This window comes from Pseudomonas meliae, assembly GCF_001400515.1.
Taxonomy (GTDB): Bacteria; Pseudomonadota; Gammaproteobacteria; order Pseudomonadales; family Pseudomonadaceae; genus Aquipseudomonas; species Aquipseudomonas amygdali.
This window is the reverse complement of record NZ_LJQT01000045.1, coordinates 10,332-31,869: the sequence shown is the minus strand read 5'-3', so window position 1 is coordinate 31,869 and position 21,538 is coordinate 10,332. Positions and strand designations below refer to the sequence as shown.

Here is a 21,538-nt window from a genome sequence, read left to right as displayed (position 1 = left end):
TTGCAGCGCCTCCCTAACTGCTTTTCCGTCAGCTTAGTCATTGCCCATTCCTTCAATCAACATGAATTAGCACATGCAGCAACATCATTGAAAACTTACTGCGTCAAGCAACGATACGCTCACAGCCACTGCACGACTACTGACAGACCTGATAGTTGACATTACCGGTGAGGCCTGAAGGGATGACACTGTCCAATCAAGCTAGCCCAGGCCATTGCAGAACTGGACTAGCTTTTTTCAAATTAAACCTGTGCGTCTGCCGCAGCCGTTTCAGCCGGCGAAACAATACTGGTCTTCATACCACGCGAACGGCCCGAGCTCAGGTAAGCCGCAATGGACTCTTGCGTCACTTCACCCAGGAACACGTTCTCGGCGTCCAGCACCGGCAGCCAGGCACGGTTGAACTCGTACATGCGCGACAGCAGGATGCGCAAGTGCTCGTCGTAAGCGGCGGTTGCGTTGAACTCACGCAGGAACTGCGCGCACGTGCCCTGCTGGCGATGCAGGTCACGGCGACGCACGTAGCCCATTGCCTTGTTCTCGCTGTCGGTGACAACGATGTAGCGACGGTCGTTTTCGTCCATCACGTCCAGTGCATCGGCAACCGGGGTTTCCGGGCTGACCGACGGCGCGTTGTCGGCGGCGTCTTCAGCCTTGACCAGCAGCAGGCGCTTGAGCGTGCTGTCCTGGCCGACGAAGCTGCTGACGAAGTCGTCCGCCGGATGCGCGAGCAAGGTGTCAGGGTGATCGATCTGCAGCAGTTTACCGCCACGGAAGATGGCGATCTTGTCGCCCAGCTTGATGGCTTCATCAATGTCGTGGCTGACCATGATCACGGTCTTGTTCAGCGCGCGCTGCATCTCGAAGAACTCGTTCTGGATCATCTCGCGGTTGATCGGGTCGACCGCACCGAACGGTTCGTCCATCAACAGCAAGGGAGCGTCCGCAGCCAGTGCACGGATCACGCCGATACGCTGTTGCTGACCACCGGACAATTCACGCGGGTAGCGATGCAGGTACTGCTTGGGCTCCAGCTTGATCATGCTCATCAGTTCGCGAGCACGGTCATGGCAACGCTGTTTGTCCCAGCCGAGCAGCTTGGGCACGACCACGATGTTCTCTTCGATGGTCATGTTCGGGAACAGACCGATCTGCTGAATCACATAGCCAATGTTGCGACGCAGGGTCACTTCGTCCAGATCAGTGGTGTCTTCACCATTGATCAGCACTTTGCCGGAGGTCGGCATGATCAGGCGGTTGATCATTTTCAGCGTGGTGCTCTTGCCGCAGCCCGAAGGGCCAAGGAAGACGCAGATTTCGCCTTCGTTGACCGTGAGGCTGACCGAATCGACAGCCTTCACTTCTTTGCCGTTGCTCTGGAAAGTCTTGGAGAGGTTCTGGAGTTCGATCATTTCAGTAATCCTTTTGGAGTCAGCGTGCGTTGCAGCCATTGCAGGAGAAGGTCGGCGATGATGGCCAGAATGCTGACCAGTACCGCGCCGACGATCAGCATCGACATATCGCTGCGGCTGATTGAAGCGAGAATGAGTACACCCAGACCACCGGCACCGATGGTCGCGGCGATGGTCATGACACCGATATTCATCACCACGGCGGTGCGCACACCGGCGAGGATTACGGGTACGGCGATAGGCAGTTCAACCATGCGAAGGCGCTGGCCGAAGGTCATGCCGATGCCTTTGGCGGCCTCGCGGATACCCGGTTCTACGCCAGTCAGGGCCAGGTAGGTGTTACGCATGATCGGCAGCAGCGAATAGAGAAACACTGCGGTAATAGCCGGCATCGGGCCAAGGCCCTGGCCGAATTTGGAGTAGAACGGCAGCAACAGGCCGAACAGGGCAATCGACGGTACAGTCAGCAGCACTGTGGCGCTGACTTGCAACGGGCCTGCCAATGCTGGAAAACGCGTCATCAGCACGCCCAGCGGCACGCCGACGAGAATCGCCAGGGTCACGGCGATGCCCACCAGCGTAATGTGCTGCCAGGTCAGGTGCAGAACCTGTGCCCAGTCCAGATGGGAGAAGGCGCTCAAGAAACTCATATCGTCTCCTTCCTTAATTCAATGGGTGCTGGCGCAGAAAGTCTGCAGCAACCGTGGAGGGGCTTTCATGGCCGACGTCGACGCGAGCGTTGAGGTCGATCATGGTCTGGTTGTCCAGCAGGTCAGCCAGCGGCTTGAGCAGCGTGGCGATGTCCGGATGCTTGTCCAGATATTCCTGACGGATCACCGGCGCTGCGGTGTAGTCAGGGAAGTAGTGCTTGTCGTCTTCCAGCACTTTCAGTTTGAACGCATTGAGACGTCCGTCGGTGGTGTACACCAGACCGGCGAAAACCTGACCGTTGCGCAACGCGGTGTAGACCAGCCCAGCGTCCATCTGCCGGGTGTTTTCACGACCGAGATTCATGTCGTAGTGCTTGACCATACCGATCAGGCCGTCGGAACGGTTGGCAAACTCGGTGTCCAGCGCTACGACATGACCCTCTTTGGCTTCGTCCTTGAGCACTTTGGTCAGGTCGGTCATGGTGTTGACCTGCGGGTACTTGTCAGCCACTTTCTGCGGCAGTGCCAACGCGTAGGTGTTGTTGAATTTCGACGGCGAAAGCCAGACCAGGCCTTTCTTGGCATCGACTTCCTTCACTCGCGCGTAAGTCTGTGCGCTGTCGAGCTTTTCATCGATGTGGTTGTAGGCAACCAGCGATACACCGGTGTATTCCCAGAGCAGATCCAACTGACCGCTTTCCTGTGCGCTACGCGCCAGGTTGCTGCCAAGACCGCCGGTAATCTGTACATCGTAGTTCTTGGTTCGCAGGTATTGCGCAGTCAGCTCGGCAAGCATGGTCTGCTCGGTGAACACCCGTGCGCCGCCCCGTAAAAGCGGTTTATCTGCCGCTTGGGCAAATGCCGGAAACAGCAAGGCCAAACCTAAAAACAAACATATTCTTTTCATGATAATTCCTTCGCTCAGCGAGCCAGACCGCGTTCCAGCCATAGACGACTGGCCAGTATCACCAGCCCGTCAAGCAGCAGCGCCAGCAGAGCGGTACACGCCGCACCCAGCACCAGTTGCGGCTGGTTGTTCAAGGCGATGCCGGGGAAAATCAGGCTGCCCAGGCTGTTGGCACCGATGAGGAACGCCAATGGCGCGGTCCCGACATTGATCGCCAGCGCGACACGCACACCACCGATGATGATCGGCACGGCGTTAGGCAACTCGACACGCCACAGCACCTGACGCGGGGTCATGCCGATGCCGACCGCAGCTTCCTTGAGTGAACCCTGAACGTTTTTCAGGCCTTCATAGGTGTTACGCACGATGGGCAGCAAAGAGGCGAGGAACAGCGCGAAGATCGCAGGCCCGCTGCCGATCCCGAGTATCCCGAGGGCAATGGCCAGAACGGCGAGAGGAGGAACGGTGTTGCCAATGTTGAAGATCTGCATGAAACGTTCGGCGCGGCCAACCATGCTCGGGCGGCTTAGGGCGATGCCTGCGGGGATACCGACCACCAGGGCCGCCAACATTGAAACCAGAACCAGAATCAGGTGAGCCTGAAGGTAGAACAGCAGGTCATCCTGGTATTGCTTGATAGTACTGATGCCGATCCAGTGGATCAGCAGGGCCAGGAGTGCGATCACAACCGCACCTCCCAATAGCCCCTTGCCATAGCGATTAGCCACAGGCGGACTCCTTATTTCAGTCGGCGAACGCGTTGACCAGGGCGTCCGCAAAGGACACCGGCAATAACGTTCGCGAAGAGCAGCGGGTGGGTCGCCGGTAAGGGTTTAACCTCGGCGAAAACACAAGCCATAAGCGCAGCTTCGTCAAGCCAACATGCTGATGAATCAGCCCCTTGCGTTGGCTTCGTTGCGAGCCTTGACGGGGGAGTGGACTTCTCCACGACCTGAAAGGTTCCCACACGAGACATTATCTGGCCATCGTTTATTGTCTGAACGGTTCGGTTATTGCCGCGAGTTGAGCTATAATCTGCGCCCTTTTTCAATACCGTCTCAGGCGATTTCCCATGACCCAACAGGCCGCCGAAGTCGCGAAACGCCGCACTTTCGCCATTATTTCCCACCCGGATGCGGGTAAAACCACCATCACGGAAAAACTCCTGCTGATGGGCAAGGCCATTTCTATCGCCGGTACGGTCAAGTCGCGTAAATCCGACCGTCATGCCACATCCGACTGGATGGAAATGGAGAAACAACGCGGTATTTCCATCACCACATCCGTGATGCAGTTTCCGTATCGCGACCACATGATCAACCTGCTCGACACCCCAGGCCACGAAGACTTCTCCGAAGACACCTATCGCACCCTGACGGCAGTCGACTCAGCCTTGATGGTCCTCGACGGCGGTAAGGGCGTCGAGCCACGCACCATTGCGTTGATGGATGTCTGCCGCCTGCGCGACACGCCTATCGTCAGTTTCATCAACAAGCTCGACCGCGACATCCGCGACCCTATCGAGCTGCTTGATGAAATCGAAGCCGTACTCAAGATCAAGGCTGCGCCGATCACCTGGCCGATTGGTTGCTACCGGGACTTCAAGGGTGTCTATCACCTGGCCGACGACTACATCATTGTCTACACAGCAGGTCATGGCCACGAGCGTACGGAAACCAAAATCATCGAGAAGCTCGATTCGGACGAAGCCCGCGCCCATCTGGGTGACGAGTACGACCGCTTTGTCGAGCAACTGGAACTGGTGCAGGGTGCCTGCCACGAGTTCAACCAGCAGGAATTCATCGACGGCCAGCTGACCCCGGTGTTTTTCGGCACCGCGCTGGGCAACTTCGGCGTCGACCATGTACTCGATGCCGTGGTGAACTGGGCTCCCAAGCCACTGGCACGCGTGGCCAACGAGCGCACCGTCGAACCGGCCGAAGAGAAATTCAGCGGTTTCGTGTTCAAGATCCAGGCGAACATGGACCCCAAGCACCGCGACCGCATCGCGTTCATGCGTATCTGTTCTGGCCGTTACGACAAGGGAATGAAAATGCGCCACGTGCGCCTGGGCAAGGACGTGCGGATCGGTGATGCGCTGACGTTCTTCTCGTCGGAGCGCGAGCAACTGGAAGAAGCCTATGCCGGTGACATCATCGGTTTGCACAACCACGGCACCATCCAGATCGGCGACACCTTCACCGAAGGCGAAGCACTGGGCTTCACCGGTATTCCGCACTTCGCACCGGAGTTGTTCCGCCGCGTGCGCCTGAAGGACCCGCTCAAATCCAAGCAACTGCGTCAGGGCCTTCAGCAGCTGGCCGAAGAAGGCGCCACGCAGGTGTTCTTCCCGCAGCGCAGCAACGACATCATCCTCGGCGCCGTCGGTGTGCTGCAGTTCGATGTGGTCGCTAGCCGTCTGAAGGAAGAATACAAGGTCGAGTGCGCCTACGAGCCGATCACCGTGTGGTCTGCCCGCTGGATCGACTGCGCCGACAAGAAGAAGCTCGAAGAGTTTGAGAACAAGGCTGTGGAAAACCTGGCAGTGGACGGCGGCGGTCACCTGACCTACCTCGCCCCTACCCGCGTGAACCTGGCACTGATGGAAGAACGCTGGCCCGACGTGAAATTCCGCGCCACCCGCGAGCATCACTGATAATCCAGACTATCGTGCGACGCAGAGTGTGGGGAACGGCATTCCCACACTGGAGCGTGAGGGACGATAAGCTTAATGGCGACTATCGTGCGACGCTCTGCGTCCAACCCTTCCTGAACATCCACTGACCTGGATCAACCATTCAGCGCAAAATGAGAATTAATCTCAATAGAGTCTTGCTATTATACCAATAAGAATTATTCTCATCTGACTTGCACAGGAGATGAGACATGACCTATTTGATCGATGCATGGCTGGACAGACCCCACCCTTACCTGAGAATACTCCACCGCGAGACGGGGGAAGTGTGTGCCGTACTGGAAGAGGAAGCGCTGGAGGAGTTACGCGATCAGGGCGATCTGGATGTGTGCAGTTTGAGTTCCAGCGAGCCATTGGTGCTCAAGGAGCTGGTGAGAAACCTGTTTCTGTTCTGCTATGCGCGGGCGTTGCGCCCGATGGGTGAGTTGCACTGAGCATGGAGCATCAGCACAACCCCGCCGCTGAACGAATCAGCGCGATTCGTTCAGCGACCCTCTGGATCGACTGGGTCGATTACAGAACGTCGAGCAGTTCCACGTCGAACACCAGCACGCTGTGCGGTGCGATGCTGCCCACGCCCTGAGCGCCGTAAGCCAGCTCGCTCGGTACGTGCAGACGCCATTTGCTGCCAGCGTTCATCAGTTGCAGCGCCTCGGTCCAGCCAGCAATCACGCCGCTGACCGGAAATTCCGCAGGCTCGCCACGATCATAGGAGCTGTCAAAGACGTTACCGTCGATCAGCGTACCGTGATAGTGCACGCGCACCTGATCTTCACGGGTCGGCTTGGCGCCAGCGCCAGCGGTCAGCACTTCGAATTGCAGACCCGAGGCCAGCGTGGTCACGCCTTCGCGCTTGGCATTTTCAGCCAGGTAAGCCTTGCCGGCACCCGCAGCCTGTTCAGCCTTGGCGGCCGCTTCGGCCTGCATGATTTCACGGATGACCTTGAAGCTGGCGGACATCTCTTCCTGACCCACACGGCTTGGCTGACCGCCAAATGCATCACGCAGGCCTGCCACGATGGCTTCCAGGTTGACACCCGGTGGCGGGTTGTCGCGCAACTGATCGCCCAACTGACGGCCAATGCCGTAGCTGACGCGGGTTTCGTCGGTGGACAGGTTGACTTCGGACATGACACTGCTCCGCAGAGGGGCACGCAGTCGGTATCGCGCAAAACCTGAACGGCAATCACGCTATACGCTGATGCGCCCCGAACCAAAAGGCCGAGCAGCCTAGCACAATTGCCGCTACAGCCCCTACCGCAGCAGCAATACGCGGCTGGCGATCAGGACCAGGAGGAATGAAACGAGATCGGCAGGCGCATTTCAGAGCGGTCATTGACCGGCATGCCGCACAGCTCGTCATGGACCACACAATGGACCAGGTAAAAAGGCACCACCGGTATGTCCTTGAGCAAATCCCGCGCATGCTCCACCGAGCGAAGATGCAGGGTCTTGCCTGCCGGGTCCTTGAGCATCACCGAAGTGCCATTCATGCGCACATCCAGCAGATAGATGCCGCCTTCGATGGAGATCAGGTTCAGCTCATCGACCCGCCCGGCCTGGGCGTGTTCGATAAATTCCTGATAATTCATGATCGAACCTCCTGCGCAAATGCCTGATGCATCGGAACGGACGTTTTACAACACACAGCGCCGACATGCCAGAAACGATAACGCCCGCCCCTTTCATCGCGCGTCGCCTTAGTGCTTGGTGACCTTGTCCAGATAGCCCATCGCAAACGCGGATATCACGAAGGTCATGTGGATAATCACGTACCACATCAGGTATTCAGGCTTGATGTTGGTGGCATCCATGAACACCCGCAGCAGGTGTATGGAGGAGATTGCCACGATGGAGGCCGCCACTTTCATCTTCAGCGAAGACGAATCCATGGTGCCCAGCCAGTTGAGCTTTTCCTTGTCCTCATCGATGTCCAGCTGCGATACGAAGTTCTCGTAGCCGGAAATCATCACCATCACCAGCAAACCACCCACCAGCGCCATGTCGATCAGCGACAGCAGCACCAGAATCAGATCAGCCTCGGCCAGCGAGAAAATGTTGGGGATGACGTGAAAGATTTCCTGGAAGAATTTCAGACACAACGCCAGCAGCCCAAGGGAAAGACCGAAATAGATCGGCGCCAGCAGCCAGCGCGATGCGTACATGGCATTTTCAAAAAAACGTTCCATTGATACTCGCAAGGTGTTTTGAAGGAGCGGGCGAGTATATCAGCGGTAACGCGCTGCTCTGGAGATGCGACAAAATATCGCACAGCGCGCATATATGCACTGTCAGGAGACCGGCATGCGTAGCGCAGACTGGCTAGAAAAGCGATGAGCGCTCACACACCATCATGCCACTGTTGATGCGTCGCAGTTCGGCTTGAATATGCAAGGTCCATATCGGTACATCATCGGCGCATTGATAACCATGCAGCGATAGGCTCTCGATAATGCTCGTCAATACCGCCTGCGCCGCTGGCAGGCCGTTGAACGGTCCTTGGGATTTGATCGCAGAGGGCTGTTCTTCAGACATGCCGGCTGCGAAGAGCACCATCCATTGTCCACCATCGTGGGGAAGAGGCCGAATGACACATTCGATGCGGGTCATCAGCCCCATGCATTCTCGGGTAAGGCAAAGGCTACGCTGCATGATGCGCTCCTGATCAGCAACAGTATTCATCCGTCTGGCAAAGCAGGATGTGCGCCAATCCGATTGGCCACTGCAGTCATGATCAAGATTAGAAGAAAACCGTCCCGCGGGAAATATCCCTGATGAACGGATTGCTGATGAACGCAATACCGGGCGGCGTCAGCACCGCCCGGCTAGCGCCGTTGTCAGACCTTCAGTTCAGGCTGTAACTGGGCTGGCTCCTTCTCCAGCTCTTCCTTGAGGTCTTCGTCGCTGAGCATTTCCGCGATGTCGCGCAAGCGCTCGACCACACGTGCATTCACGCTGCCTTCCGGAAACTCGCCATTCTCGTCAGGCGCACCGGCAGGCTCGCCGACCAGCAGGCTCAAGGCCTCATCGGCCTGACGTACCGCATAGATATGGAATTGCCCGTCACGCACGGCCTGTACCACACGCTCATCCAGCATCAGCGTGGTGACGTTGGCGTGCGGAATGATAGCGCCCTGCTCGCCCGTCAGCCCACGAGCCTCACAAAGACGGAAGAAGCCTTCGATTTTCTCGTTGACCCCGCCCACCGCCTGCACTTCGCCGAACTGGTTGATGGAACCGGTGATTGCGAAGCACTGCTTGAGCGGTGTGCGCGACAACGCTGAAATCAGCGTACAGGCCTCGCCCAGCGACGCACTGTCGCCGTCCACGTAACCGTAGGATTGCTCAAGCGCAATACTGGCTGATATCGCCAGCGGGAATTCCTGAGCGTAACGACTACCCAGGTAACCGGTGAGAATCATCACGCCCTTGGAGTGGATCGGCTGGCCAAGATTGACCTCGCGCTCGATGTCGACAATCCCGCTGCCACCCGGATAGACCGTGGCGGAAATACGCGCAGGCACGCCAAACGCCGAATCACCGACTTCCAGAACCGTCAAGCCGTTGCATTTGCCGACCGCGGCACCGTCAGTGTCGATGAGGATCACACCCGCCATCATGTCATCGAGAATCCGCGCGGAAACCCGCCCAGTGCGCGTGGCCTTGGCCTTCAACGCTCGCTCGATATGCCCGGCGTCGGTCTTGTCGTCACTGGCCAGCTGGCGGATGAAGTCTGCCTCGCTGACCAACTGGAACAGATCGCCGATACGCGCCGACAAACGCCCCTGGTGTTCAGCCAGTCGAGCGCTGTAGGTTGCCAGTCGCGCCACCGCATCGGCGGTCAAAGGTGCCATGCCCTCTTCTGACGTTCGGGTTTTCAGCAACTGAGCGAATTGCTCGAGCGTTTCATCGACCATCGGAATTTCTTCGTCGAAATCGACCAGTACCCGAAACATCTCCTGAAAGTCAGGATCGAGGTCTTGCAGGGTGTAATACAGCGAGCGCGAACCAATGATGATGATCTTGACGTTCCACGGAATAACCTGCGGCGTCAGGCTCACGGTTGCCACGCGCCCCAGCTCGCCCAGCGGTGATTCCATCTTCAGCTTGCGCGACTGCAAGGTGCGCTTCAGCGCGTCCCAGACGAACGGCTCGCCGAGCATTTTCTCGGCTTCCAGAATCAGAAAGCCGCCATTTGCGCGATGCAGCGCACCGGGCCGCAACTGGCGATACGTGGTGTACAGCGCGCCCTGATCAGTGCTGTATTCGATACGCCCGAACAGGTTGTCATACGTAGGATGCTGCTCGAAAACCACCGGCGCGCCGCCGTCGCGGGTATTTCCCACCACCAGGCTCGGGCTGTACTGCTCTTCCAGTAACTTGCGTGCCTGAGCGTCGGTCTTGGCATCGTCGACCAGTTGCTCGACCAAGGTCTTGAGCAGGTACACCTGCATCGCTTGCAGGTACGCACAGACCGCGGCGTTCTCGGCGTACTTTTCCGAGAGCGGTGCCAACAATGGCTGCAAGGTCAGCGTTATGGTTTCTTCGTTCAACTGACGAAGCTGGTTGTTCGACTCACGCTTCCACTGCGGCAGGCTGGCCAGCTCTTCGTTGAGGCGTTCCTCAAGGGCGGAGATATCTTCGTGAAAACGCTCGCGATCAGCCTCGGGCAACTGCGAAAACTCGGCCTCGTCCAGCGCCTTGCCATCGGCCATCGGCGTGAAGGCGATATTGGAGCTGTCGCGATACAGCGCGATGTCCTTTTCCAGCGACAGGCGCTCGATCACATCCAGTGCGCGGTCGTAGCGCTGATTGAACGCACGGTCGATCGAGCTTTTCTTCTGCTGATAGGACGGGTGCTCGAAAACCGCCGGAAAGGTCACCAACAGGTTATCGATCAGGCCACCGATGTCGGCCGTGAATTCATGCGCAGTGCCTGGTGGCAGTTCCAGCGCCTTGGGCTCGCGGGGCTCATCGAAATTATTGACGTAAACCCAGTCCGAAGGCGTCTTCATCCGCTTGCCTTCAGCCTTGAGGTAGCGTTTGACGAACGAAAAGCGGCCAGTGCCGGGTTCACCCATGACAAATACGTTGTAACCGGGGCGCGGCATGGCAACGCCGAACTGCAAGGCCTCTACGGCACGCTCCTGGCCTAGTACACCGCGAAAGGGTTCAAGCTCGTTAGTGGTCGCAAAGCTGAACTGCTCAGCGGAAAACGGACGGGTCAGCGCATGTGGCGCCAGGCGTAGGTTGGCTGCGACAGAATCGGGCATCAGTAATCCTTACATCAGGCGGGGCAGATGTCGGCATTCTGGCGCTCGCCGTACAAGACTTGCAAGGCAGGAAAAACCGAAAGGCACTTACAGCCTTAAAGCCGTAGCCCGCTGCCCGGAAAATTTCTATTTTCGGCAATAATCTGTAATAGCTCACGGAACCCTTGGAACCTGCCTAAGCTCCAAACTGCACAGGTGGTTGCTGGTTGGCCGTCTGTCTTGATGTGACTACTCAAGAAACTCGACCCTTGGCTGAACTAAAAAGAGAAAAAGCTATGAAACGGATTCTTCTTGGAACGCTCTTCGCCGCTGTATCCATCAACGCTATGGCTCAAGCGCCAGGCGGTCCGGACTGCGGCTGGGGCAACATGCTGTTTGAAGGTCAACGCGGCACTCCAGCTCACTTCCTGGCCTCAACCACCAACGGCACCTCGGGTAACGCCACCTTCGGCATGACCTCCGGTACCAACGGCTGCTCGACCAACGGCGCACTGACTTACGGCGGTAAATCCTGGCTTGCCATGAACGGCATGATGGATGAACTTTCCAAGGACATGGCGATGGGTCAGGGCGAAGCACTGACTACCTACGCTGTGGTATTGGGCGTTGCACCAGAAGATCGTGAGCACTTCGCTGCGGTCACTCACGAGCACTTCTCGCAAATCTTCAGCAAGGCCGACGCCACCGCTGAAGACGTTCACACCAACACCGTCAACGTTCTGAAAAACGATCCGACTCTGGCCAAGTACGCTACCCAGGCTTAAAGTCGTTCGCCCGCCTTTTCATCGCAAAAGGCGGGATCACCTTTCCTGACTTCTCTTGACTAGTTGCCCTCTATGCTCAAACGTCTTGTCTCGCTGGCGCTGTTTGTCTGTGCCCCCTTGTCTGCGGCACCTCATGCTACCGCTGACCGTTTGCAGCAATTGGCCAATGAGCCATTCTGGATTTCACTGGGTCACTACGAGGCAGGCAAGCTCGGCGGTTGGCGCAGCTATGTGACAGACCCGAAATTCTTTCTCGCTGCGGACGGTGCACACGACCCGAAGGCGGAATTGAGCGCGACACTTGACGCCATATACGCCCCCGTAACCAACGAACAGACCCACGCCCAGTGTATATACCCAGCACGCACCCGCTGGCTGCGCGACCAGTTGCAACTGACTGACCTGCCGACGCCGGACTGCAAAGAGTTCAAGGCTTGGTACAAGGATGTGGCACCGGACAGCACCGTACTGATTTTTCCGGCCGCGTACCTCAACAGCCCCTCGTCGATGTTCGGCCACACGTTACTGCGCATCGATCCGGCCAGCGCGAAAACCAACAACACCACATTACTCAGCTATGCGATCAACTTCGGCGCGTACATCGAAGGCATGGACAACAGCATTCTGTATGCCTGGAAAGGCTTGGCTGGCGGCTACCCTGGATTGTTTGCGCTGGTGCCCTATCAGGAAAAGCTCTCGGAATACCGCAGCCTGGAAAACCGTGACCTGTGGGAATACCGTCTGAACCTTACCCCGGAAGAAACCGGGCGCATGGTTGAACATGTCTGGGAATTGAAACAGATTCGCTTCAGCTATTTCTTCTTCGACGAAAACTGCTCGTACCGTCTGCTGGAATTGCTGCAGGTCGCACGACCCGGGCTGAATCTCACCGAGCAATTCGGGCTGACTGCGATCCCGACCGATACGGTCAAGGCGATCAAAGCCGCAGGGCTGGTTGAAAAGATCGACTATCGCCCTTCTCGCGAGCGGGAATTGCTGAGCCGCGCCGAGCCCCTTGATGCCGACGAACAACAGTGGGTGCTGAAAGTCAGCGCCGATCAGAAACAACTGCAAAACAGCGAGTACCTCGCCCAGCCGAAAGAACGACGCGCGTTGATTCAGGACGCGGCCTACCGTCTGGAGCGCTACCGCGCCAACGGGCTTGAACGCGACACGCAGCGCTCGCAACGCAGTTTCGAGTTGCTGCAGGCGATCAATCAGAACCCGCCGCCACAGCTGGACATCCCGCGCCCCGGCCTGCCGGAAGAAGGCCACGAATCACGTACCTGGCAACTGGGTGCGGGCACACGCGGTGACAAAGCGTTCGCCGAATATGGCCTGCGCATGGCCTATCACGACCTGAACGACAACGCTTACGGCTTTCCGCTGGGTGCGCAGATCGAGATTCTTCAGCTCAAGGTGCGCCAATACGAAGGTAACGACTGGCAAGTTCAGCAGTTGGACCTGGCCACCATTCGCTCCCTGACCCCGCGTACCGAGCTGCTGAAACCCTGGTCATGGCAAGTCACCGGCGGGCTGGAACGGGTACTTGGCAAACATGGCGATGAAAACCTTGTCAGCCACGTCAACGGTGGTGGTGGTGGTACCTGGCAATTGGGCGACGAAGTGCTGGGCTTTGCGCTGGGCACCGTGCGCGTCGAGCACAACAACGACTTCGCCGAATTCATCTCTCCCGCTGCTGGTTTCAACACTGGCTTACTGTGGCGCAACCCGCTGGGCAACCTGAGCCTGGAAGCCAAGGGCGACTACTTCACCAACGGCGAAGTACGCCGCAGCGTCAGCCTCAATCAGCAGTGGGAGCTGTCGCGCAACCTCGGCCTGCGCCTGAGTGCCCAACGCGAGTTCAGCCAGATGAGCTCGCCGCAGAACGAAGTGATGCTTGAGGTGAAGTGGTATCACTACTGACAGGATGAGTGCAAAAACTGCGGGCGGCGCTGGCTCAAAATAAAGGCACGCTGCCATCACTTATTCCCTACATCTCTTTTACAAATAACTCACAAATTACCTTCTAGACTCCTCTCATAAGTAGAGGGAACCACCATGAAGCGGTATTGGGTGTTGTTGTCGCTGGCCATCGTGCTGGCAGGTTGTCAGTCCACCCGTGACCAGATGTTGGCCGAGGGTTATCCGCCGGGTTTTGCAGACGGTTATCAGGATGGTTGCAGCAGTGGCAGGGACGCAGCAGGTGCCAGCACCGGTCAATTCAGAAAAAACGTACCCCGCTATCTGAAGGACAAGCTCTACGCCCAAGGCTGGACTGACGGTTTTCGCCAGTGTCAGGCCTCGCAGGATAACCGCGACCGACTCGACCCTGGCCAGGTCTTCAACGATCGTGATCGTGCCTGGGAGCGGGAAAAGACCCGCAGTGCAGCCAAGGCCTATCGCCCAAACTGACGCACGCGGGAAGATCGACGAAACCAATGATGCCCTCTTGTGGCCCAAAGCTCATTAGGGAGGACACCTCATGAGCCGCGCATTTGTAAACGAAGACAACGCTGCCGCCGATGCCGAGCAACCGGTAGAGCGGCTGGTCAGCGCACAGACCAATTACGTCACCGCCGAGGGCCTGAAAAGCACGTCAGCAGCCTGCAGGCGCAGCACAGTGCGCAAACTGCATTGGGAGACGCCGCCGATAAACAGCGCCAGGCTGACCTTGAACGCGACCTGCGTTATTACACCCAGCGCCTGCAAAGTGCGCAGGTTGTGACAACGGCCATCTCGACCGAAAAGGTACAAATTGGCAGTTGGGTGACGTTCGCGGATGAAGAAGACAACCGCCAGCGCGTGCATCTGGTCGGGGAGGATCAGGCGGACGCCGCCAAAGGGCTGATCAACTGGGGCTCGCCACTGGGACGTGCATTGATCGGTGCGCAGAAGGGCGATGAAGTGGTGTGGGAGCGACCGGCAGGGAACCAGTCGATTGAAATACTGCTGATCGAGCCGGATGCTTAAAGCGCGCTGATGAACAATAACGGCAGCGCCGTTCCCGGTCAGGAACGGCGCATGCCTTAACGCTGATCAGGCCAGCTTCTTGTGACGCACGCGGTGCGGCTGGGCAGCTGCTTCACCCAGACGCTTCTTGCGATCCGCTTCATACTCGGTGTAGTTACCTTCGAAGAAGATCGCTTGTGAGTCGTCTTCGTACGCCAGGATGTGCGTCGCTACACGGTCAAGGAACCACCGATCGTGGGAGATCACAATGGCGGCGCCCGGGAAGTCCAGCAGCGCTTCCTCCAGCGAACGAAGGGTTTCAACGTCAAGGTCGTTGGACGGTTCGTCGAGCAGTAGCACGTTGCCGCCCTCTTTCAGGGTCAGCGCCAGATGCAGACGGCCACGCTCACCACCGGACAGGTCCTTGACGAACTTCTGCTGATCGCCACCCTTGAAGTTGAAGCGGCCAACATAGGTGCGCGACGGGATTTCATAGTTGCCGATACGGATCACATCGGAACCGTCGGACACCGCCTGAAACACCGATTTGCTGCCGTCCAGGTCATCGCGGCTCTGGTCCACGCAGGCCAGTTGCACGGTCTCACCGACTTCGATGCTGCCCGAATCCGGCTGTTCCTTGCCCATCAGCATGCGGAACAGGGTCGATTTACCGGCACCGTTACCGCCGATCACGCCAACAATGGCACCTTTAGGCATGGAGAACGACAGGTTGTCGATCAACACACGGTCGCCGTAGCCCTTGGTAACGTTCTTGAACTCGATGACCTTGTCGCCCAGACGCGGACCGGCCGGGATATAGATCTCGTTGGTCTCGCTGCGCTTCTGGAATTCCTGCGACTGCATTTCTTCGAAGCGTTGCAGACGCGCCTTGGATTTGGACTGACGCGCCTTGGCGCCCTTGCGGACCCATTCCAGCTCGTCTTTCATGGCCTTTTCGTGGGCGGTCTGTTGCTTGGACTCCTGAGCCAGACGGTCGGACTTGGCTTCAAGCCAGCCGGAATAATTACCCTCGTAAGGAAGACCCGCACCGCGGTCGAGTTCCAGAATCCAGCCGGCTACGTTATCCAGGAAGTAACGGTCGTGCGTGATCGCAACCACGGTGCCCGGGAAGTCGTGCAGGAAATGCTCCAGCCAGGCGACAGAGTCGGCATCCAGGTGGTTGGTCGGTTCGTCGAGCAGCAGCATGTCTGGTGCCGAGAGCAACAGGCGGCACAGCGCAACACGGCGTTTTTCACCACCCGACAGGACCGAAACCTTCGCATCCCAGGCGGGCAGACGCAGTGCGTCGGCGGCTACTTCCAGCTGGCGTTCCAGGTTATGACCGTCGCTGGCCTGCAGGATCGCTTCAAGCTTGGCCTGCTCGGCTGCCAGCTTGTCGAAATCAGCGTCCGGCTCGGCATATTCGGCGTAAACCTGATCAAGACGCGCCTGGGCGTCCTTGATGACGCTGACCGCCTCTTCAACCACTTCACGGACCGTCTTGTTCGGATCAAGTTGTGGCTCTTGCGGCAGATAACCCACATTAAGCTCGGGCATCGGACGTGCTTCGCCGTCAAACTCGGTGTCGACGCCAGCCATGATTTTCAACAGCGTGGACTTGCCCGAACCGTTGAGACCCAACACGCCGATCTTGGCGCCGGGGAAGAAAGACAGAGAGATGTTTTTCAGGATTTCACGCTTCGGCGGCACAACTTTGCTCAGCCGATGCATGGTGTAGACGTATTGAGCCATGAAATGAAAACCTAGCGTCTGTGATGAGGACCGATTTAGAACGCGAGCTTAAAGCTCCGGCCGGAAAAAAGCTTTTATTTGTCCGCAAGACTTGCCGCGAGACCGTTCCGAGCCTTGAATGAACCCAGGCAGAAACAGATCGGGGCCGTGCTGACACATATAAAGCCTGGTCGATATTGCAAAAAGTGGAGTCACTCATGCAGGAGTCGGTGGATACCACGCGTTGCGCAAAGCTACCCGAATGCAGCGTGCAGGGCAAACGATCCGGCCCAATGGGGCTGGCACTCTGCCACAAGTAAAGGCATGCTAGCCGCCCTCTTTGGGCGGCCCGCTCATTTTACATAAAGCATCGCTGCTTCAGTCCAGCAGTCAGGAACAACGATTTGCCCACTTCAACGCCTCTGCCGTCATCCAGTGTCGCTACAGACAGTGCGACCAGGCCTTTGCGCGGCTCAGTGAAAGGTATATTGGCCGCGCTGGTGTTGGTGGTGCTTGCACTGCTGTTCTGGCAATTGATCGAGCAGTTTCATCAGACTCAGGAACGCCAGCGTCAGCGCAGCCTGGAGTACAGCATCCAGCTTTCCGACCGGATGAGTCTGAACATGGCACTCAAGGCGCAAATCGCCATGAACCTGCTGGACGAGGCGCAATCCTCCGGAGACCGGCTGGAGCAGCCGACGGCACTGGCAAGCCTCCGTACTGCCCTGCCCGCGCTGCGCAGCGCCGCGCGGCTGAACCCGACGGGTGACATTGTCGGTGACAGCGCCGAGGCATCCCGCGACGGAGAGTTTCTCCGACAGGCCATGAAAAAGGCCCAAGGCCACCCCTATTTCTACACCGGCACCGAAGACGTCAAACAGATTTATATACTGATTCGCCAAGGCGGTGGCGTTAGCGGCGATTACTGGGCGCTACGCATGGCACCCGACGCCTTGAAGGACCTGGCAAGCCAGCCAACTCAGGACTTTCAACATATCTGGCGCCTGGAGCAACGCAAGACCCAGCGGGTTCTCCTCCGTGAACCGGCGCCCTCCAACGAGGCGGACAGCGGTCTTTCCGATACCGTTCTGCTTCAGCCACTGAGTAACAGCGACTGGCAACTGCGTGGCCTGTTCGATACCTACAAGGCCCGCAGCGAGCTGCTTGCGCCTCTGATCGGCAAGTGTCTGATCGGCCTGCTGCTGTCGATCCTGCCATTGATCGCGCTGATGAGCCTGCGCAAACGCCAGCGCCAGATGCTGCAAAGCCGCCGCCGCTATCGCGATATCTTCGAGGGTGCGGGCGTTGCGATCTGCGTCATGGACATGTCGGGTCTGCAAGAGCAACTGGAAGCACTCGAAGTCAGAACGGACGAAGACTTCGAACTTCTGCTCAAAAGCCAGCCAGCCTCGCTGAAAAGACTGTTGCAGCAGTTGCGAATCAACGAACTCAACGAAGTTGCTCTGGGCCTGCTGGAAATCGAACACAGTGAACAGGCGTGGCAGCCGTTGATCGAGGGCGAATCGCGCTCGCGCCCCGGCATCGGCGTTCAGGTTATTCAGGCTGTTCTCGCCGGGCTGCCCAGGCTGGAACTGGAAATATGCCTGACACGCGCGAGCGGCCAGGACCAGCATCTATGGCTGGTCATGCGCCTGCCCGAGTCACGTAGCGACTTCGATGCCGTTATTCTCAGCATCGGCGATATCACCAGCCGCAAACAGATCGAGCTGTCCTTGCTGGACCGCGAGAGCTTTTGGTCCGACGTGGTGCGAACCGTGCCGGACCACCTGTACGTTCAGGACGTACTCAGCCAGCGAGTGATCTACAGCAACCACCATTTCGGCTACACGCTGGGCTACAGCAAATCCGAGCTGCGCGCCATGGGCGAGTTCTTCTGGGAAATCCTGCTGCACCCTGACGACGCCAGAAGCTATCAGGACATGCGCCTGCGCCAGCGCCATCACGGCCATAACGAGTTATTGCAATGCGTGCTGCGCTTTCGGGATCGCGAGAACAACTGGCGCTGCTTCGATGTGCGCGAACAGGCGCTGGCCTGGGACGCAGAAAACCTGGTCACCCGCATCATCGGCATCGCCAAGGACATTACCGAGCAGGTCGCGTCCAGCCAGTCGCTGCGTGACAGCGAACAGCGTTACCGGATGCTCGCTGAAAGCATCAGCGATGTGATCTTTTCCACGGATGGCCAGTTGGCAGTCAATTACGTCAGCCCCTCGGTGGAACGCGCACTGGGATACAGCGCCGAGTGGATTCTCCAGAACGGCTGGTCCGCCGTCATTGCCAACCCTCAACAAGTGATCGGTTTCGATGCGCTCATCAGCCGCATCGGCAAGGTGCTGCACAAACCTCAGGAACTCGCCAGATTGCGCGAAGAAGTGACGACCAGAATGTTTCTGTTCGACTGCCTGCGTGCAGACGGTCGCAAGATCCCGGTGGAATTGCGGGTGGTTCTGGTGTGGGACGAAAACGGCAATTTCGAGGGCATCTTCGGGGTCGGCCGGGACATCAGCCAGCAGCGTCGGGCAGAAAAAGACCTGCGCATGGCCGCCACCGTATTTGAACACTCGACATCGGCGATCCTCATTACCGACCCTGCCGGCTACATCGTTCAGGCCAACGAGGCGTTCACCCGCGTCAGCGGCTATGAAGTTGCCCAGGTGCTCGACCAGCTACCGGGCATGCTCACGGTAGAATCGGAACAGGAAAACCACCTGCGCTACATCCTCAAACAATTGTGCGGCCAAGGCACCTGGGAAGGTGAAATCAGGCTCAAGCGCCGTAACGGCGAACACTACCCGGCCTGGGTCGGCATTACCGCAGTGCTCGACGATGAAGGCGATCTGGCGAGTTATGTGTGCTTTTTCAGCGATATCAGCGAGCGCAAGGCCAGTGAAGACCGTATCCACCGTCTGGCCTACTACGACGCCCTGACTCACCTGCCCAATCGCACCCTGTTTCAGGACCGCCTGCATTCGGCGCTGCAACACGCCGAGCGCCAACAGGCCTGGGTGGTGCTGATGTTCCTCGACCTGGACCGTTTCAAACCGATCAATGACTCTCTGGGCCATGCCGCTGGCGACCGGATGCTTCAGGAAATGGCCACGCGGCTACTCGCCTGCGTGTCTTCCGATGACACCGTGGCGCGTATGGGCGGGGATGAGTTCACCCTGTTGCTGCAGCCGGACACCTCGCGCGAAGCCGCACTGACTCGCGCCATTCACGTGGCCGAGCGGATTCTGACCAGTCTGGTAACGCCGTTTGTGCTTGAAGGCCGCGAGTTCTTTGTCACTGCCAGCATCGGCATCGCACTCAGTCCGCAGGACGGCAAGGAACTGAGCCAGTTGATGAAGAACGCCGACACGGCGATGTACCACGCCAAAGAACGTGGCAAGAACAACTTCCAGTTCTATCAGGCGGACATGAACGCGACCGCTCTGGAGCGTCTGGAGCTGGAAAGCGACTTGCGGCACGCCCTGGAACAGCAGGAGTTCACCCTCTATTACCAGCCGCAGTTCAGTGGTGACGGCAAACGCCTGACGGGCGCGGAGGCCCTGCTGCGCTGGCGCCATCCACGTCGAGGGCTGGTGCCGCCGAACGACTTCATCCCGGTGCTCGAAGAGCTTGGGCTGGTGGTGGAAGTCGGCGACTGGGTGCTCACCGAAGCCTGTCGCCAGCTCAAGCACTGGCATCAGGCGAAAGTTCGCGTACCCAAAGTGTCGGTGAACATCTCGGCGCGGCAATTCTCGGACGGCCAGCTGGGTAAACGCATCGCCCACATACTGGAGCAGACGGGCCTGTCGCCTGCCTGTCTTGAGCTGGAACTGACCGAAAGCATCCTGATGCGCGAGGTCAACGAAGCCATGCAGATCCTCGACGGCCTGAAAAACCTTGGCTTGAGCATCGCCGTCGATGACTTCGGCACCGGTTACTCGTCGCTGAACTACCTCAAACAGTTCCCGATTGACGTGCTGAAGATCGACCGCACCTTCGTTGATGGCCTGCCCTCAGGCGAACAGGACGCCCAGATCGCCCGCGCCATCATCGCCATGGCCCACAGCCTGAACCTCTCGGTCATCGCCGAGGGCGTGGAAACCCACGAACAACTGGAATTCCTGCGCGAGCACGGCTGCGACGAAGTCCAGGGCTACCTGTTCGGCCGCCCGATGCCAGCAAGCCAGTTCGAAGCGCAATTCAGCAACGATGCGCTGTTCATGCTGGATTGAGGGCCAGCCTTGCGACCCGGCCATCGTCCATTTGAACGATAGCCGAACCCTTGAATATGAGTAGACTTGAGCCACTGCCTCGCACAGCGTCAATGACAGCGAGCGCTCTACCCATAACAAAGAACACAAGGGGGTAGCATGATCAGCGATACAACGTCCCTGGACAGTGTTTCCTGTCAGGTCGTCGAAGTCTTGAACAAGGTGATTCTCGAGCTTCAGACCGAGGTCAGCAGCGCGTCGATCTCTACATTCCATCAACAGGCGCTTGAACGGATGCGCGCACTGGTGCAGTTCGACAAGGCCTGATGGGGAATATCACCATGGCCGGCAGAACCAGAGGCCCTGGCTGCACTGCAACACACTGCGGCCTTGCTGGAGGCGCTCGGGCATATTGGACAGCCGATTCGCTGCCGCTGGGTTCTCACTTTGCCGCGCGGTTTGGCGACGAACTGACCTTGCTGAGCCTTGCCGGGCAACTGGAGCGCGCCCAGCCGTGGGCCGCACGCAGGCTGCCATTAAACGCTTGCGCGGGTTGATGCGAAGGGATTATTGGCGGTGATGGTGGTAAGCCAGGCAAGACCACCGCCTGCGTTGCTGGCGGCGGTCTACCGGCTACAGGCTTATGGCTCGCCAGCCGCTTGCGGTGCAGGCGCCGGGTGCGACCAGGTCAGGTACCGGAAGCGGTCGTAGAGACCCGCCACTACCTGCCCGCCTGCAATCCTGCCCGGAATTGCCGTTTGCAGGGTGCCGATCGCGCTCCCCAAACGCGAGGTGCTGACGTAATCTCCGGCCCAGGACGCTGCCGCCCTGCCAGCCTGATGCGCCGCCTTGCCTTTGTCAGTCAGGTAGCTCAACCCCTTGCCGGCTGCTGCGCCAGCCACTTCTCCAACCATACCGGGAAGTGTGAGGTTGG

The 21,538-nt window shown here is 58.4% G+C and carries 17 protein-coding genes and 2 pseudogenes (1 of these 19 running past the window's edge); 8 read left to right on the top strand and 11 right to left on the bottom strand.

The genetic code is table 11. The features are described from left to right. Window positions 1-242 precede the first annotated feature (242 nt). Genes ALO64_RS02015 through ALO64_RS02000 form a run of 4 tightly spaced genes read right to left on the bottom strand, consistent with a single transcriptional unit; the run spans window position 243 to window position 3,697 of the window. Window positions 243-1,412 carry an osmoprotectant ABC transporter ATP-binding protein OsmV gene (locus ALO64_RS02015; RefSeq protein WP_024680184.1) on the bottom strand — a complete coding sequence of 390 codons (1,170 nt, stop codon included), beginning with the start codon at window positions 1,410-1,412 and terminating at the stop codon, window positions 243-245. After that, window positions 1,409-2,062 carry an ABC transporter permease gene (locus ALO64_RS02010; protein WP_044344366.1) on the bottom strand — a complete coding sequence of 218 codons (654 nt, stop codon included), beginning with the start codon at window positions 2,060-2,062 and terminating at the stop codon, window positions 1,409-1,411. The genes ALO64_RS02015 and ALO64_RS02010 overlap by 4 nt, the downstream gene beginning before the upstream one ends. 13 nt (window positions 2,063-2,075) lie before the next feature. Continuing rightward, window positions 2,076-2,969, bottom strand: coding sequence for a glycine betaine ABC transporter substrate-binding protein (locus ALO64_RS02005; protein ID WP_044344365.1), 894 nt, complete (start codon window positions 2,967-2,969; stop codon window positions 2,076-2,078). Between the two features lie 14 nt (window positions 2,970-2,983). Further along, on the bottom strand, window positions 2,984-3,697 hold the full coding sequence (locus ALO64_RS02000) for an ABC transporter permease (protein ID WP_002555212.1): 714 nt from the start codon (window positions 3,695-3,697) through the stop codon (window positions 2,984-2,986). A 344-nt stretch (window positions 3,698-4,041) separates the two neighbouring features. Here ALO64_RS02000 and ALO64_RS01995 point away from each other — a divergent pair, with 344 nt between their 5' ends. Both ALO64_RS01995 and ALO64_RS01990 read left to right on the top strand, forming a co-directional pair. After that, a complete protein-coding gene (locus ALO64_RS01995) occupies window positions 4,042-5,625 on the top strand; it encodes a peptide chain release factor 3 (protein ID WP_005733681.1) in 1,584 nt (527 codons plus the stop codon). A 230-nt stretch (window positions 5,626-5,855) separates the two neighbouring features. Next, the gene (locus tag ALO64_RS01990) at window positions 5,856-6,098 is read left to right on the top strand and encodes a PA4570 family protein (RefSeq protein ID WP_002555214.1); all 243 of its coding nucleotides are present in this window, start codon (window positions 5,856-5,858) and stop codon (window positions 6,096-6,098) included. 79 nt (window positions 6,099-6,177) lie between these two features. Here ALO64_RS01990 and ALO64_RS01985 read toward each other — a convergent pair whose 3' ends face one another. The 5 genes from ALO64_RS01985 to ALO64_RS01965 form a co-directional block, all read right to left on the bottom strand. Continuing rightward, window positions 6,178-6,795: an FKBP-type peptidyl-prolyl cis-trans isomerase gene (locus tag ALO64_RS01985; RefSeq protein ID WP_002555215.1), complete on the bottom strand. Its 618-nt coding sequence runs from the start codon at window positions 6,793-6,795 to the stop codon at window positions 6,178-6,180. 152 nt (window positions 6,796-6,947) lie between these two features. Beyond that, on the bottom strand, window positions 6,948-7,256 hold the full coding sequence (locus ALO64_RS01980; RefSeq protein ID WP_005733678.1) for a DUF6482 family protein: 309 nt from the start codon (window positions 7,254-7,256) through the stop codon (window positions 6,948-6,950). A gap of 108 nt (window positions 7,257-7,364) precedes the next feature. Beyond that, window positions 7,365-7,853 carry a TIGR00645 family protein gene (locus ALO64_RS01975; protein ID WP_003313787.1) on the bottom strand — a complete coding sequence of 163 codons (489 nt, stop codon included), beginning with the start codon at window positions 7,851-7,853 and terminating at the stop codon, window positions 7,365-7,367. A 133-nt stretch (window positions 7,854-7,986) separates the two neighbouring features. Continuing rightward, window positions 7,987-8,316, bottom strand: a complete 330-nt coding sequence (locus ALO64_RS01970) for a PA4575 family protein (protein WP_044344364.1) — start codon at window positions 8,314-8,316, stop codon at window positions 7,987-7,989. 185 nt (window positions 8,317-8,501) lie between these two features. Beyond that, window positions 8,502-10,937, bottom strand: coding sequence for a Lon protease family protein (locus tag ALO64_RS01965; protein ID WP_005733673.1), 2,436 nt, complete (start codon window positions 10,935-10,937; stop codon window positions 8,502-8,504). Between the two features lie 275 nt (window positions 10,938-11,212). Here ALO64_RS01965 and ALO64_RS01960 point away from each other — a divergent pair, with 275 nt between their 5' ends. The 4 genes and pseudogenes from ALO64_RS01960 to ALO64_RS01945 all read left to right on the top strand — a co-directional run bounded on the left by ALO64_RS01960 (window position 11,213) and on the right by ALO64_RS01945 (window position 14,674). Then, the gene (locus tag ALO64_RS01960) at window positions 11,213-11,701 is read left to right on the top strand and encodes a DUF3015 domain-containing protein (protein WP_002555221.1); all 489 of its coding nucleotides are present in this window, start codon (window positions 11,213-11,215) and stop codon (window positions 11,699-11,701) included. 72 nt (window positions 11,702-11,773) lie between these two features. After that, window positions 11,774-13,627, top strand: coding sequence for an Lnb N-terminal periplasmic domain-containing protein (locus ALO64_RS01955; protein WP_002555222.1), 1,854 nt, complete (start codon window positions 11,774-11,776; stop codon window positions 13,625-13,627). A 135-nt stretch (window positions 13,628-13,762) separates the two neighbouring features. After that, complete coding sequence (locus ALO64_RS01950) at window positions 13,763-14,116, top strand: hypothetical protein (RefSeq protein ID WP_002555223.1); 354 nt, start codon at window positions 13,763-13,765, stop codon at window positions 14,114-14,116. Between the two features lie 70 nt (window positions 14,117-14,186). Beyond that, window positions 14,187-14,674, top strand: a pseudogene (locus ALO64_RS01945) (GreA/GreB family elongation factor). A 66-nt stretch (window positions 14,675-14,740) separates the two neighbouring features. On the opposite strand, the gene ettA reads toward ALO64_RS01945, so the two are convergent. Further along, a complete protein-coding gene (gene ettA / locus ALO64_RS01940; protein ID WP_044344363.1) occupies window positions 14,741-16,405 on the bottom strand; it encodes an energy-dependent translational throttle protein EttA in 1,665 nt (554 codons plus the stop codon). 1,241 nt (window positions 16,406-17,646) lie between these two features. On the opposite strand from ettA, the pseudogene ALO64_RS01935 reads away from it, so the two are divergent. Continuing rightward, window positions 17,647-20,625: pseudogene (locus ALO64_RS01935) on the top strand (sensor domain-containing protein); the annotation flags it as partial. A gap of 138 nt (window positions 20,626-20,763) precedes the next feature. Then, on the top strand, window positions 20,764-20,931 hold the full coding sequence (locus ALO64_RS01930) for a hypothetical protein (protein ID WP_005733669.1): 168 nt from the start codon (window positions 20,764-20,766) through the stop codon (window positions 20,929-20,931). A gap of 314 nt (window positions 20,932-21,245) precedes the next feature. Here the strand turns inward: ALO64_RS01930 and ALO64_RS01925 are convergent, their stop codons facing one another. Further along, a protein-coding gene (locus ALO64_RS01925; protein WP_054991644.1) for a HopW family type III effector protein crosses the window boundary here: on the bottom strand, window positions 21,246-21,538 show its end. It continues 2,449 nt past the right edge of the window; only the last 293 of its 2,742 coding nucleotides appear in the window; its start codon lies off the right edge, out of view; the stop codon is at window positions 21,246-21,248.

Excerpts from the sequence above, each read along its gene's own strand:
- ALO64_RS02015 (WP_024680184.1), bottom strand. The coding sequence starts at position 1,412 with ATGATCGAACTCCAGAACCTCTCCAAGACTTTCCAGAGCAACGGCAAA.
- ALO64_RS02010 (WP_044344366.1), bottom strand. The coding sequence starts at position 2,062 with ATGAGTTTCTTGAGCGCCTTCTCCCATCTGGACTGGGCACAGGTTCTG.
- ALO64_RS02005 (WP_044344365.1), bottom strand. The coding sequence starts at position 2,969 with ATGAAAAGAATATGTTTGTTTTTAGGTTTGGCCTTGCTGTTTCCGGCA.
- ALO64_RS01995 (WP_005733681.1), top strand. The coding sequence starts at position 4,042 with ATGACCCAACAGGCCGCCGAAGTCGCGAAACGCCGCACTTTCGCCATT.
- ALO64_RS01990 (WP_002555214.1), top strand. The coding sequence starts at position 5,856 with ATGACCTATTTGATCGATGCATGGCTGGACAGACCCCACCCTTACCTG.
- ALO64_RS01985 (WP_002555215.1), bottom strand. The coding sequence starts at position 6,795 with ATGTCCGAAGTCAACCTGTCCACCGACGAAACCCGCGTCAGCTACGGC.
- ALO64_RS01980 (WP_005733678.1), bottom strand. The coding sequence starts at position 7,256 with ATGAATTATCAGGAATTTATCGAACACGCCCAGGCCGGGCGGGTCGAT.
- ALO64_RS01975 (WP_003313787.1), bottom strand. The coding sequence starts at position 7,853 with ATGGAACGTTTTTTTGAAAATGCCATGTACGCATCGCGCTGGCTGCTG.
- ALO64_RS01970 (WP_044344364.1), bottom strand. The coding sequence starts at position 8,316 with ATGCAGCGTAGCCTTTGCCTTACCCGAGAATGCATGGGGCTGATGACC.
- ALO64_RS01965 (WP_005733673.1), bottom strand. The coding sequence starts at position 10,937 with ATGCCCGATTCTGTCGCAGCCAACCTACGCCTGGCGCCACATGCGCTG.
- ALO64_RS01960 (WP_002555221.1), top strand. The coding sequence starts at position 11,213 with ATGAAACGGATTCTTCTTGGAACGCTCTTCGCCGCTGTATCCATCAAC.
- ALO64_RS01955 (WP_002555222.1), top strand. The coding sequence starts at position 11,774 with ATGCTCAAACGTCTTGTCTCGCTGGCGCTGTTTGTCTGTGCCCCCTTG.
- ALO64_RS01950 (WP_002555223.1), top strand. The coding sequence starts at position 13,763 with ATGAAGCGGTATTGGGTGTTGTTGTCGCTGGCCATCGTGCTGGCAGGT.
- ettA (WP_044344363.1), bottom strand. The coding sequence starts at position 16,405 with ATGGCTCAATACGTCTACACCATGCATCGGCTGAGCAAAGTTGTGCCG.
- ALO64_RS01930 (WP_005733669.1), top strand. The coding sequence starts at position 20,764 with ATGATCAGCGATACAACGTCCCTGGACAGTGTTTCCTGTCAGGTCGTC.